Below are 13,353 nucleotides of genomic sequence, written 5' to 3' on the forward strand. Positions count from 1 at the left end.
GAGCAAGCTGCGCTCCTACAAAAGCGCGGCGGGTTCAGGGTTTGGCCATCACCTGGATGAACAGCTCGGAGTCGAGAAACCGCTGCAACCAGCGCTGCAGGTTCCGATAGGGCGTCTGCTCGAACCATTCGCGGTCGACATGGGCGAACTGCCGCACGAAGGGGGCCAGGGCCATGTCCGCCAGGCTCGGGTGGTCGGCCAGCAGGTAAGGCCGCTCGTTCAACAACGCCTCCAGTTGCCGCAGGAACACCTCGCCCTGGGCGCGGTAATGCTCCATCGAGTGTTCCGGATAACGCTCGGCGTACTTGTAGCGATTGAGGTGCAGCTTGAACACCTGGTCGTTTTCCGCGATCAGCGCCTCGATGTGTTGCCGGGCCGGCTCGTCGTCCTGCAACAGCCAGTCCTGCGGATCGTGCTGGGCCAGGGCCCAGCGCATGATGTCCAGGCTCTCATCGATCACCCGCCCGTCGACGCCCCGCCCGTCGACGCTCAGCACCGGCACCGTGCCCTTGGGCGACAGCGCCAGCATCTCGGCCGGCTTGGCCTTGAGGCTGACCTCGACGATCCGCAGCGGCACCCCGCTGTAGCGCAGCGCCAGGCGAGCGCGCATGGCGTAGGGGCAGCGGCGGAACGAATACAGGGTATTCATTTCACCTCCAGGGTGCTCAGGCCGTTGCCCTGGCGCCGTACCTGAATCTGCACCGGAATCCGCTCGTGCATTTCCTGCACGTGGGAAATCACCGCCACCTTGCGCCCCTGGGCCTGCAGGCCGTCGAGGGCGTCCATCGCCAGTTGCAGGGATTCCGGGTCGAGGCTGCCGAAGCCTTCGTCGATGAACAGCGACTCGATCTTCAGCGTGCTGGACGCCATCGACGCCAGGCCCAGGGCCAGCGCCAGGGACACCAGGAAGGTCTCGCCGCCGGACAGCGAATGCACCGAGCGCAGTTCATCGCCCATTTCCGTATCCAGCACCAGCAGGCCGAGCATGCTGCCGCCGCGCTTGAGGCGGTAGCGCCGCACCAGCTGGCGCAGTTGGGCGTTGGCGTGATGCACCAGCAGGTCGAGGTTGTAGGCCTGGGCGATCTTGCGGAAGGTATCGCCGCTGGCCGAGCCGATCAGCGCGTTGAGGCACGCCCAGCGTTGCCATTCGGCATAGGCCTGGGCGATCTGCGCGGCCAGCGCCTGGTTGGCGTCCTGGCGGCGCTGGTCCTCGGTTTGCTGGGCGCGCAGTTCGGCGCTCAGTTGTTCGCTGGCGGCCAGTTGCTCCTGCAGTTCGCGCAGGGCAGTGGCCAAGTGTTCGGCGTCGGGCTGTGCGTCGGACTGGGCCTGGTGGCTGTGCAGGCGCTGCTCGCGTTCGGTGAGCAGGACCCTGGCCTGTTCCACCGCCTTTTCGCTGGCTTGCAGGTGCTGGCGCAGGGCGGCGACCTGCTGGTCGTCGAGGCCCAGCAATTGTTCCAGCCCGCCATCGTCCAGTTCCGGGTGCTGCTGGCGCCAGTCGCTGATCTTGCCGCTCAGTTCTTCTTGCTCGGCCTCCAGCGCCCGCAGGCGTTCCTCCTTGCCTTGCAGTTGCGCGGCCAATTGCACTAGCAGCCGGCCGGTTTCCTGCAACTGCTGGCTGGCCAGGGCTTCGGCGGCCCGGGCCTGTTCGACGGCCTGTTCCAGATGCTGTTGCCACTGCTCGGCACTGGCGTGTTCTCCCAGCAGTTGCGCGAGCTTGTCCCGGGCCGCCTGCTGCTGCCCGGCCAGGCTGTCGAATTGCGCCTGGGCCTCTTGCAAGTGCTGGACGCGGGCCTGCTGGCGGTCCTGTTCCTTGTCCAGGGCCAACTGGCGCTGTTGCTGCTCCTGCTGTTCGTCCTTGTGCTGTTCGAGTTGTTCCAGGCGCTGCATGACCTGCTGGTCGATCTGCATGAAGGTCGCCGCCGGGTCGCTGCGCAGGGCTTCGAGGGTGGCGGCCGGCAGCAGGGTGGCGAAGGCAGAGAGTTCTTCTTCCAGGCGCTGGCGGTCCGCGCCCAGTTGCTGTTGCTGCTGGGTCAGGTGGTGCGAGGCTTCCTGGCTGGCCTCGACGGCCGTCTGCAATTGCTGTTGCAGGCGCCCGGCATCCTTTTGCAGTTTCAACAGGGCGTCCTGGCGTTGCTCGTCCTGCTGGATGCGCTGGTTCAACTGGCTCAGTTGCTGGTTCAGCCAGGCGTCGCGCCGGCCGGGGTCCTGGTCGAGCAGCGCCGCCGACAGCGGGTGGGCCTCGATGCTCGGGGCGAGGGCCTGCTGCTGCGCTGCCAGTTGCTCCTGTTGCTGGAGGAATTCCTTTTGCTGGGCGATCAGGCCGCCGACCTGGCTGCGCAGCTCCGCGAGTTTTTCCTTGAGTTCATCCACCGCCTGGCGCGCGCTGGCTTCTTCGCTTTCGTCGTGGCGGCCCAGGCTCTGCAACAGTGCCTCGGGCTGATGGTAAGGATGCTCGATGCTGCCGCAGACCGGGCAGGGCTGGTCGTCCTGCAATTGCCCACGCAGCTCTTCGACGCTGGCACTGCGCGCCAGGCGCTGGCGTTCCAGCAGTTGCCGGGTCACCGTCAGGGTCTGTTCGGCGATGGTCAGTTCGGCCTTGCCTTGCAGGCCGAGGCGGTTCAGTTCTTCGCGCTCGCGTGCGGCGTTCTGCAACTTTTCGCTCAGTTGCGCGCCGCGGCTGTCCAGTTCCTGCTGGCTGGCCCAGAGGCGCGCCAGTTCTTCGAAGGCGCGCTGTTGCTTGCGGTTGTCCTGCAGCAGTTCGCTGAGCAGTTGCAGTTGTTCGGTCACCGCTTCGGGCTCGGCGCCGGCTTCGCTGTACAGCACCTGCAGCTCGTCACGCTGCGCGGCCAGTTGCTGCGCCGCGCTGGCGGCCCGCTGTTGCAGGGCGGGCAGTTCTTCCTGGCCCTTGTTCAGCCGGTTGCCGGCCAGCATCAGCTGTTGCAGGCGGTCGCGATAGGCATTCCAGGCATCGCTGAGCGGTGCCAGGTGGCTGCTGTGCTCCAGTTGCTCGGCGATCCGTTGCAGGCGCTCGGCCACTTGCCGTTGCTGTTCGAGCATGCCCTGGATCGCCTGCTGGCCCTGGTCGCTGGCGGCTTGCAGCTTGTCCTTGAGCTCGCCGGCTTCAGCGCAGCGCTGGCCCAGGTGGGCGAGGCTGCCTTGCTCGGCAAAGGCTTCGCGCAAGGCTTGCGCGCTGGCGCTCTGTTGTTCCTGGGCGGCGAGCAGCGCGGCCTGGGCCGTGGCCAGTTGCTGCTGCAACTGTTCCTGGCGTTGCTGCTCGGCGTCCTGTTGCTCGCGCTGTTGCTGCAGTTGTTCGCGCAGCGGCGTCAGTTGCTGGTTCAGCTCCACTTGCCGGGCGAACTGATGACGTTGCGGCGCCAGCTGTTCCAGGCGTGTCAGCCGCAGCCGGTCGCTGGCCAGGCCGTCCCAGGCGGCCTGGGCCTGCTGCACTTGCCCGGCGGCGTCCTGCTGCTGCGCCTGCAACTGCTGCAGTTCCTTGAGCCAGGCGTGTTGCTGCTCCAGTTGCCTGAGCCCGGCCTGCTGGTCCTTGAGCTGTTGCTGGGCGGCGTCGAAGCGCTGGTCGAGCTCGGCGCGGGCTTCGGGTTCCAGCGGGGTGATGCCGCTGGCCTGGGCCTTGAGGGTCTTGTGCTGTTCCTCGGCGTCCTTGCTCTTGCTGTAGGCGCGCCGCCCGAGCTGGCTGTAGATCGAGGTGTTAGTGAGCTTTTCCAGGAGCTCGCTGCGTTCCTTGTCGTCAGCCTTGAGGAAGGCGCTGAACTCGCTCTGGGCCAGCATCACCGCGCGGGTGAATTGCTCGAAGTTGAGCCCCAGACGCGCTTCGATCAGTTGTTCGTACTCGCGCTTGCTGCTGGCCAGCAATTGGTTGCTGTCGAGGTCGTGCAGGCTCTGCTTGCTGGCTTGCAACTTGCCGTTGGCCTTGTCCCGGGCGCGGTTGGTTTCCCAGCGGGCGCGGTAGCGGTGGCCGTCGATGCCGACGAAGTCGACCTCGGCGTAGCCGCTGCCGGTGCCGCGGCGCAGCAGGGTGCGCGGGTCGCTGGTGAGCAGTTCGCTGTCCACCTCCGGCACCTTGGTTTCGCGGCCGATGTTATTCAGCCGCGGCACCGCGCCGAACAGCGCCAGGCACAGGGCATCGAGCAGGGTGCTCTTGCCGGCGCCGGTGGGCCCGGTAATGGCGAACAGCCCGGCGCTGGCCAGGGGCTCGGCGGTGAAGTCGATCTCGAACGGGCCGGCCAGGGAGGCCAGGTTCTTCAGGCGGATGGCCAGGATCTTCATGCGTGCTCCTCCTCGTGCTGCACTTCCTGGAGCAGTTGCGCGAAGTCCTTGAGGGTCTGTTCGTCCACCTCGCTGCCGTAGCTGTCCTGCCAGGCGCGGCTGAACAGCTCCTGGGGGCTGAGCTGGTCCAGTTCCACCAGTTGCGCGGCGCCGTCGTCGCCCTCGCGGCCGCCGCTGCCGGCGTACTCGGCGGCGATGCGCACCAGGCGCACGGCCTTGCCGTGCAGGGCGCTTTCCACCTGCTGGCGCAGGTCCGGCTGCGGCTCGTTCAGGCTCACCCGCACTTCCAGCCAGGGCTGGCGCTGTTCATCGGCCAGCAGGTCGATGTCCGGCAGTTCCGCCAGTTGCAGCAGGATCTGCGTCAGCGGCGCCGGGCCCAGGCGTTGCAGGTTGACCGCGCGGGGGATCAGCCGCGGCTCGACGCTGACCAGGGTCTCGCCGTCGAGCTGGATATCGAGGATCTGGTGCTGATAGCCGATCTCGGAGAACGACAGCGGGATCGGCGAGCCGCTGTAGCGGATGCGTTCCTCGCCATTGACCTTCTGGGGCTTGTGCAGGTGCCCCAGGGCCACGTAGCTGATGCTCGGGCCGAACAGGCTGGCGGGCAGGGCCTCGGCGTTGCCGATGATCAGGCTGCGCTCGGAGTCTTCCGAGACCGAGCCGCCGGCCATGTGCGCGTGGCTGACGGCGATCAGCGCCTGGCCCGGCTGGCGCTTGGCATTGGCCGCGGCGATCAGCCATTCGTGCACCTGGGCGATGCCCTTGAGGTAGTCGTCGCCCAGCTGCGGGCCGGTGACCTCCGCCGGTCGCAGGAACGGCAGCGCCAGGCACCAACCGGCAATCGCGCCGCTGGCGTCGGGCAGCGGCAGCAACAGGCGCTCGCTGTCGAGTTGGCCGTCGTCGAGCCACAGCACCCGGCCCAGGGCATGGGTGCGCAGGCGCCGCATCAGCGGCGCCGGCAACTCGATACGCGAGCCGGAATCGTGATTGCCGGCGATCATCACAATGGTCAGCCCGGGCTGCTGCTCATGGGCGCCGACAATAAAGTCGTACAGCCGCTCCTGGGCTTTGACCGGCGGGTTGACCGTATCGAAGATATCGCCGGCGATCAGCAGCACATCAGGGCTGTGCAACGCCAGCTGGCGCAACAGCCACTCAAGAAAACAGGCGTGCTCGAAATCGCGTTCCTGGCCATGGAGGTTCTGCCCCAGGTGCCAGTCGGAGGTGTGAAACAGACGCAAGGCAAACTCCGCAAACAATCGGGTGGGCCGCAAAAGAAAGTGACCGCGGCGTGGAGGGGGAGAGTTTACTGGCAAATCCGTCGTGGGGCTCGGTCCGATGCTGCGGCCTTGCCGGCTAATGCCCTGACGGGTTGCCCTCAGGCTCCACGGGCTAACTGACTAGAGTCTGAAGCGGCACGCATGACTACCGAGGAGCATGCACTCGTGCGCGACCTCTGCGTCGCCCAGCGTCCCGATCAACGCCAGATCCAGTTCGCAGACCACCGGGTGGGCCGCGGCTAGGCGATGGAACACGCAGTGTGGGCGACGATTTTCGGGGCGTCGGAGAAGTGATAGAACACCTCGGTTTCGTAGCACAGCTGGTTTATGTGCTGAAAGGTTCTGGCTTCGTTGACCACCTCGCGCGATCAGTCCCAGGCCAGCGGTACTGGCAGCCGTCTGGTCTCCGTTAGCCGTGAGGATCGCTGATGGTCGCAAAGAACTCTCGAGTCTTAGGAGGCATTCCACCAATCGCCTCCAGCATGTTCATTAGTTGATAGGCTTTGTCAGCGTAATATATGAGAACAGGCGCAAAACCTTTTGCCTTGTATTTTGAGTAATGTTCCAGGAATTCTTGCAGCTTGTTCACGAGGTATTTGATTTCACGGACGGGAGCTTCCACAACTGAACCGGGAGAGTTTGCATAGTGCAGGAATTGGGTAAAAGCGGGAGAACTCCCTCCTTGCATCTCAATGCGATCAGCTTCTGCAACCATTTGAGATATGGTAATTGCTTGAGATGCATTCGGAGGAGATATGACCTCCAGAAGCAGGGCGGAAAGCCGCTGGTCAATATCCCGAATCACGTGCAGAAACTCCTCTCCGAGCCTCTCGGAGCTGAATGCCTCCAATTCTTTCCGTGCAATTTCGGTTTGTGCCGCCAATTGTTTTGAGGCCGCTCGGGATTCCCGCTGCTGCAAGCTAATCGACCAAAGAGCAGACAAGAATGCAGCAAGGGCGAACAAGGGATTCAAGACCCCCCCAAAGTAGTCACCAAACTGTCCCCAGATTGCTGGGTCAGTAGAGCGAGCTGTTCCGAATGCAATGATGTAGATGATGCAAACTATCCCGATCGCGGAGATGGCGGCAATTGCGGCGACAGCGAGAATTCGTAGGTTCATGGCGTTGACGTTTGACGTGAATGGTCCACAACTTTAGCTCACCGCAGATTGCAGGGATAAATTACTCTGGAGCTGCTTCTGGCTGTTTACTGGCCTCGCGAATGGCTCCTATGGATTGCAACCGTTAGCGACTGTCAGCTTCTGACCCGGTTCCGCTTATGTGCCAGACGTAGGGCTAGCCCATTGGCTGATAAAGTCGCCAACTCTCTGCGTAATGTCACTCTCGACTGTCCGCAGCCGCAGGATGGGAATGCCGCTTTTAGCCAAAATGTCATTCTTCAAGGCGTCCCGAGCCGCCTGCTCGGGGCGGTCGTGGTACCCGCCATCGACCTCGATTACCCCTAGTGGGGTCTTGCCTACTTTGAAATAGATCACGAAATCGCAGCTGGCACGCCTCATGAAAGCCCGCTGGTGCTCCGTCCATTCTGGATTACCCGGCGATGCAAGCTGATCCAGCTTGATCTGAGCGTGGTACATCAATGCTTGGCACGCTGGGGCGGACAGTGCTTCGCGCAGCAACTGCGCCACGATCTGCTCGGACTTGTAGCGCGAATCCTCGGGTCGCAGGCGGGCGTCCAAGCGTGCCAGGGACTGATCGTACTCGCGGTACAGCAAATCGAATGCCGACACCACCGGCGCGCGCACGATCTGCTCGTCCTGCGCGTAATAGCTGATGTAGCGGATCAGCGCGGCGATGTGGCCATTGTTGTCGGCGAACACCTCGTCGCCGGTTACTAGAGTGAAGCGATGTTTGGCCCGCGACACTGCCACGTTGATCATGCGTGGGTCGTCGACGAAATCCAGGCGTGTTCGCGCCTGGTTGTAGCGCTTCTTGTCCAACACGGTGGAGAAGACGATTTCGTCGCATTCGCGCCCTTGAAACTTGTGCACGGTGTCCTTGACGAAATCCGCCGGCAGGCGCGTCTCGGAAAGGTTGACCTGCGCCCGGAATGGGGCGATGTAACCGCGGCCTTCGCCGTCCATTTCGACGGGCTGCCCCTCGTCCTCAAGCACCTTCAACAAGGAGTCCAACTCCCGAAGGTTGGTGTTTTTACGTGCGTGATTGCCCTTGGCCGTCACCACGAGGCGCAGGGGTTCTTCGCCCTTGTCCTCCGTCATCGGCACTAGTGCGTTGTCGTAGAACTGCTGGTTGCAGAACTGGATGATCCTAGGGTGGCAGCGGTAATGCTCTTTAAGCAGAGTTCTGGGCAACGCATCCTGGAAAACGGCAATGCACGAATCCAGCAGGCTGTACTGCTCGCAATCGTAGGCCTCGGCGGGCGCTTGAAGCCCCAGTGCCACTGGGATGTGCGGCAACTGGCGGTTGTCTCCAACGACGATCAGATTCTTTGCGCAGCCCAGTGGCAGGATGCCTGGCACGATATCCTGCAAAGAGGCTTCGTCGATGATCACATAGTCGAGGATCGCCCCCCGTGCGATCGAATTAACGATGGAGTGCGTGCCGCTGCCCAGGATAGGGAAACGCTGTAGGAAGGCATCGAAACTCTTGCGGTAAGTTTTAGCATCGAAGCTGTCTGACGGCGGCACCTGACAATGCAGATGCTGCTTCAGATGGCGCATCGATGCTGTTGTTAGTTGTTCCAGTAAGGCTGTGAAATTTGCGCTTGCTAAGGATTCACGGCACGCCAGCAGCTCTGCTTCCTTGTCCCGTAGTGACTTGTCGTAATAATGCATCTGCAGGGCATGGAACACGGCCATGCGCGAGTCGCCCTCAGCAAAGGGTTTGGCACGCAAAATTCTGAACTTGAACAGTAGCTCGATGCGGTCTTTGAGATGAATACGCTGCTCGCCGAGGTGAGCCAGATAGGCCATGAGGTCCGCAGTCTTGCGCGGGGTCAGCCCGTACTTGTCCAGAGAGCCTGTGACCCGCACCTCGTTTTCTATCTGCCACTGCTGCAGGTAGCGCCGCTCGATGACCAGTTCGTCAAGCTCGATTTGCAGTTGTGCCGCCCTGTTGTGGTCTTGCAGGTGCTGCTTCAAGCGAGTCAGCAACGCCTGGATCTCATCTAGGGACGGCGCTGGCTCGGGTGCGTTGGATGGCCAAGTAGGCAGGTCGGCGAAGAACGCCTCGCGGTTATCCTGGTTGCCGAGCTTGGCGATCAAGTGGCCCAGGTCGTATTTCTCCAACTTTTCGTAGACGTTTTCCACGGCAGCATTGTTGTTGGACAGCACTGCTACCGTCTGCCCGCGTAACAGAATATTGGCGAGGATATTGAGGATGGTTTGGGTCTTGCCTGTCCCCGGCGGGCCTTCGATTACGCTGATCTGTGCGCTGAACGCCCGCTCGACCGCCTGGACCTGGCTTTCGTTCAGCCCGAACGGATAGATGAATCCCTGGCCCGCCCCCCGTGTACCGTTGGACCCCGTGCAATAGGCTTGCAAGGCAGTGCCATCGATGGCGGGCAGGTTTTCAAGCTGGCGCACGACATTGCTGGCGATTTCTCGATCAGTCTTCGACTCAGCGTGTTCCTGTCGGGCATTCGCCACAGTAGTGAGATAGCGGAAGACCGGTGTGTCCTTAATCGATGTCGGGACGGTAAAGCCAATGCCGTCCATTTTGTAGACATAGGGCCTAGCGGCGCCCGGATAATGCACGATGGCATAGCGCTCACCGTAGATTGTTGCTTTGGCAATGGGCTTGACGATCCTGCTGCCGGGCTTGTGCAGAAATACATTGGTCAGCTCGCGGGTAGGCGAAACTTGGCAGTTGCTGAGTGGGCGGGTGTATTTTTTCTTGGAGGGGAAGTGACAGGTCAATTCCAGGGCTTCGTACTTGTCGCTCCAGCGAATCGCCCAGTCGCTGATCTTTGCAGTCTTGTCCTCACCATCCACCTGAATCGAAGTCATATTCCCTTATTCCTATGCGCACGATATCCGGCTTCGCCCCACGCCGGATGCTACTTTCTCCAAGAGGAGTCATTTTGCCATTATTGCGCGTAGGGTCGATAGCCGACTCATGCTTTTAGTCAACTTCCGAGTTGGTGGCCGAAACTAGTCCATCGCTACCGCCCACTTTTGGTCGATTGCCGTCTCTCATGACGAGCTGCAATCAAGCAAAGTGGACATCACATCTTTATAGAGACAAACATCAATCACCTAATCTGAAAAAGACCAGCAATCACGACCAACGCCTTCCCACCGTCAGCCTCATAGAGCCCCCGCAAACAAGCTTGGTCTGCAAGTCGATGCAGGCGAAAATGATTGTAGAAGGCCTGGCCCAGGCGTTGCTTCTCGAATTTTCCCTGGTCCCAGAGGCGTAGAAAATCGTCATAAGCCGCGTGCTCTATTTCCAGCTTCGGTGGGTTGTTCATGTGCGCAGTCTCTCTATTCCGGACAGGCTGCCGCGGCAGCGGGCAGGTTATCGAGAAAGGCGGCGATTTCCTGCGCACCGCGCAAATGCAGCGTGGGAATCTGTGGCGCTACGGCCAGGCGCACGGCTTCGATGCCTGGGCGGTAGCCGCGATCGAACGTCCAGACGAAGTCCAGGAAGGTGAGGAATTTCCGGTCGAGTTTTTCGCGGCAACCTGCTGGAAGGTCGGGGCGCGGGCGGTTCATGAGGCTGCGCAGGATTACCCGGGTGAAGCAGGTGAGCCGGGGCGTGTCGAGCCAGATGACCAGGTCAGCGCGGGGCAGGCGCAGGTCGAAGGTGCGGCGGGCATAGTTGCCTTCGCAGATCCAGGCCGGCGATGAGATGGCTGCGCGCACCCGGGTGCGGAACTGTTCGGCATCGGGTTCGACCCAGCCGGGTTCCCAGAACAGTCGGTCCAGGTGCACCACGGGAAGGTTGAGGCGTTCGCCGAGGGCGCGGGCGAGGGTGGATTTGCCGCTGCCGGCGTTGCCCAGGATCACAATCCGTTGCATGGGGAGCTTCCTGTCGCGAAAAAAGCCGGCCATTGTGCCTAATGTCGATGCGTTTACCCAGTCGGTGCGCGCTAATGCTAACGACTATCGCGAGCAAGCTTCGCTCCTACAAGCGATCACCTTCGCTTGACTGACCGGCGCACTCCGTGGCTCTCAAGCAAACGCTCCCTCGATAAACGCCTCCAGCGTCCGCTCCTCCAGGATCTCGATGGAGAAATGCCCGAACTGCTTGGGCAGCCAGAGGATGCGTGTCCCGGAAGGCGACTGCAGGTCGGCGCGGGCCAGGGGATTGCCGTTTTCGTCTTCGGGCTGGACCCCGGAGGCGATCAGTTCGTCGTAGGCGAACTCGATGTCCGGGGTCGAATAGCAGTGGCGGTAGATCATGCCTTCGCCGGCGCAGTCCAGCAGTTGCTTCAGGTTGCCGGCCAGGGGCTGGACCAGCATGAAGCGTTCCTGGCCGATCAGTGCGACGGCGTAGCGCACGTGCAGGCCGCCCCGTTCCCAGACTTGCGTCCTGGAGATCCGCGCCTTGAGTATCCGGGCGTAGTAGGCGCAGGCCGCTTCCAGATCCTGTACCAGTACATCGACGTGACTGAATTTCAACTCCATTGAATCGCTCCTGATGAATCGGCGCCCATGGTAGCCAAGCCCGCCAGGGAACTCGATGGCCCACGCATGACAAAAGGCCCGCACGCTATGCGCCCGGGCCTTTTGTCGTTGCTGGAGCGGGCGGGCTGTTACGCCGCGTCGCTCAAGGCGGCGTCGGTGGCCTTGCCGCGCCCGCCGACCCACACCAGCAGCAACCCCGCCGCGGCCAGCAGGCCGCCGGCGACCGGTACGACGGCGTAGCCCAGCCCCTGGCTGATGACCGCGCCGCCCAGCGCCGCGCCCACCGCGTTGCCGAGGTTGAAGGCGCCGACGTTGATCGACGAAGCCAGGCCCGGGGCCTCGGCGGCGGCGATCATCACGCGCATCTGCAGCGGCGGCACCACCGCGAAGGTGAACACGCCCCAGACCAGCAGCGCCAGGGCCGCGCTGACATGGCTGCCGAGCAGCAGCGGCATCAGCACCATGATCACCGCCAGGGCGCCGAGGAAGATCTTCGCCGCGCCGTCCAGCGACCAGTCGGCCAGGCGGCCGCCCAGGCTGTTGCCGAGGGTGAAGCCGACACCGATCAGCACCAGGCCGAGGGTGACGAAGCCGTTCGAGGCGCCGGTCAGCTCGGCCAGCACCGGGGCCACGTAGGTGTAGAGGGTGAACATGGCACCGGCGCCGAGCACGGTGGTGGCCATGGCCAGCAGCACGTTCGGCCGGGCGATCACCGCCAGTTCGCGACGCACATGCGGCACGCTGCCGCGCTCGCCCTTGGGCAGGGCGTACCACAGGGCGGCGATCGCGATCAGGCCGAGTACCGCGGTGCCGGCGAACGCCAGGCGCCAGCCGACCTGCTGGCCGATCCAGGTAGCGGCGGGCACGCCGCCGATGTTGGCGATGGTCAGGCCCATGAACATGGTGGCCACGGCGCTGGCTTGCTTGTCTTTGGGCACCACGCTGGCGGCCACTACCGCGCCCAGGCCGAAGAACGCGCCGTGGTTGAGGCTGGTGACCAGGCGCGAAGCGAGCAAGGTGTAGTAGTCCGGCGCCAGGGCTGAGAGCAGGTTGCCGAGGGTGAAGATGCCCATCAGCATCATCAGCGCGGCGCGCTTGCCGAAACGGCTGAACAGCAGGGTCATGATCGGCGCGCCGACCATCACGCCGATGGCGTAGGCGGTGACCAGCATGCCCGCGCTGGGAATGCTGGCGCCCACGCCTTCGGCGATCACCGGCAACAGGCCCATCGGCGCGAACTCGGTGGTACCGATGCCGAAGGCGCCGATGGCCAGCGCGAACAGAACGCGTCCGGATTTCATTGTGGCTGCTCCTCGTGGTCCCAGACCGGCGCCAGGCCTTCCGGGCTGACTTCGCGGCCGTTGCGTTCGAGCGTGGCGATCAGGGTCATGTCTTCGTCGTCCAGGCGCAGGCCGATGGCAAGCAGGTTGCTGGCCAGGTTCTCAGGCTTGGTCGAGGACGGAATGACCGCATAGCCCAGTTGCATGGCCCAGGCCAGTGCCACTTGCGCCACGGTGGCCTTGTGCTTGGCGGCGATGGCGGCCAGTACCGGGTCCTTGAGCACCTTGCCGTAGGCCAGGGTCATGTACGAGGTGACGCTGATCCCTTGTTCCTTGAGGAACGCGGTGAGGCGGCTGCCCTGCAAGTAGGGGCTGAGCTCGATCTGGTTGGTGGCGATCTGGTCTTTGCCGACCACTTCGATGGCCTGCCGGGTCAGCTCGATGTTGAAGTTGGAGATCCCGATCTGGCGGGTCAGGCCCAGCTTCTTGGCTTCTGCCAGGGCGGTCATGAACTCCGGCAGCCCGACGCCGTTGCCCGGGGCCGGCCAGTGGATCAGGGTCAGGTCGACGTAGTCGGTGCGCAGCTTCGCCAGGCTTTCGCGCAGGCTCGGGATCAGCTTGTCGGCGGCGTAGTGGTCGACCCAGATCTTGGTGGTGAGGAACAGCTCGGAACGCGGCACGCCGCTCTCGGCGATCGCCTGGCCGATATCGGCCTCGTTGCCGTAGATCTGCGCGGTGTCGATCGCCCTATAACCCAGGGCCAGCGCGGACTTCACCGAGTCGATGACAGCCTGGCCAGTCAGACGGAAAGTGCCGAGGCCGAAGGAAGGAATACTCATGAATCTGCTCCAGATGATTGAGGCGGTTAGACGACTGCCGTGGCGCCGAGCGTTGT

10 protein-coding genes and 1 pseudogene are annotated in these 13,353 nt (G+C 63.2%); all 11 read right to left on the minus strand.

Annotated elements, in window-relative coordinates; all coding sequences use genetic code 11:
• Positions 1–34: 34 nt before the first annotated feature.
• The 11 genes and pseudogenes from TO66_RS13885 to dkgB all read right to left on the minus strand — a co-directional run bounded on the left by TO66_RS13885 (position 35) and on the right by dkgB (position 13,297).
• On the minus strand, positions 35–649 hold the full coding sequence (locus tag TO66_RS13885) for a glutathione S-transferase (RefSeq protein ID WP_044462859.1): 615 nt from the start codon (positions 647–649) through the stop codon (positions 35–37).
• Positions 646–4,287: an AAA family ATPase gene (locus TO66_RS13890; protein WP_044462860.1), complete on the minus strand. Its 3,642-nt coding sequence runs from the start codon at positions 4,285–4,287 to the stop codon at positions 646–648. Before TO66_RS13890 ends, TO66_RS13885 begins: the two co-directional genes overlap by 4 nt.
• Positions 4,284–5,528: an exonuclease SbcCD subunit D C-terminal domain-containing protein gene (locus TO66_RS13895; protein WP_044462861.1), complete on the minus strand. Its 1,245-nt coding sequence runs from the start codon at positions 5,526–5,528 to the stop codon at positions 4,284–4,286. Before TO66_RS13895 ends, TO66_RS13890 begins: the two co-directional genes overlap by 4 nt.
• A gap of 159 nt (positions 5,529–5,687) precedes the next feature.
• Positions 5,688–5,932 (minus strand): annotated as a pseudogene (locus TO66_RS33960) (MarR family transcriptional regulator); the annotation flags it as partial.
• Positions 5,933–5,976: 44 nt separating this feature from the next.
• Positions 5,977–6,687: a hypothetical protein gene (locus TO66_RS13905; RefSeq protein ID WP_044462862.1), complete on the minus strand. Its 711-nt coding sequence runs from the start codon at positions 6,685–6,687 to the stop codon at positions 5,977–5,979.
• Between the two features lie 156 nt (positions 6,688–6,843).
• The gene (locus TO66_RS13910) at positions 6,844–9,555 is read right to left on the minus strand and encodes an AAA domain-containing protein (protein WP_044462863.1); all 2,712 of its coding nucleotides are present in this window, start codon (positions 9,553–9,555) and stop codon (positions 6,844–6,846) included.
• 245 nt (positions 9,556–9,800) lie between these two features.
• A complete protein-coding gene (locus tag TO66_RS13915) occupies positions 9,801–10,019 on the minus strand; it encodes a hypothetical protein (protein WP_044462864.1) in 219 nt (72 codons plus the stop codon).
• 13 nt (positions 10,020–10,032) lie between these two features.
• Entirely contained in the window at positions 10,033–10,569 is a 537-nt protein-coding gene (locus tag TO66_RS13920; RefSeq protein WP_044462865.1) for an AAA family ATPase, read from the minus strand.
• Positions 10,570–10,722: 153 nt separating this feature from the next.
• A complete protein-coding gene (locus tag TO66_RS13925) occupies positions 10,723–11,178 on the minus strand; it encodes a VOC family protein (RefSeq protein ID WP_044462866.1) in 456 nt (151 codons plus the stop codon).
• A gap of 128 nt (positions 11,179–11,306) precedes the next feature.
• Complete coding sequence (locus tag TO66_RS13930; protein WP_044462867.1) at positions 11,307–12,479, minus strand: MFS transporter; 1,173 nt, start codon at positions 12,477–12,479, stop codon at positions 11,307–11,309.
• A complete protein-coding gene (gene dkgB / locus TO66_RS13935; RefSeq protein ID WP_044462868.1) occupies positions 12,476–13,297 on the minus strand; it encodes a 2,5-didehydrogluconate reductase DkgB in 822 nt (273 codons plus the stop codon). The genes TO66_RS13930 and dkgB overlap by 4 nt, the downstream gene beginning before the upstream one ends.
• Between the last annotated feature and the right edge of the window lie 56 nt (positions 13,298–13,353).

Source organism: Pseudomonas sp. MRSN 12121, assembly GCF_000931465.1.
GTDB lineage: Bacteria > Pseudomonadota > Gammaproteobacteria > Pseudomonadales > Pseudomonadaceae > Aquipseudomonas.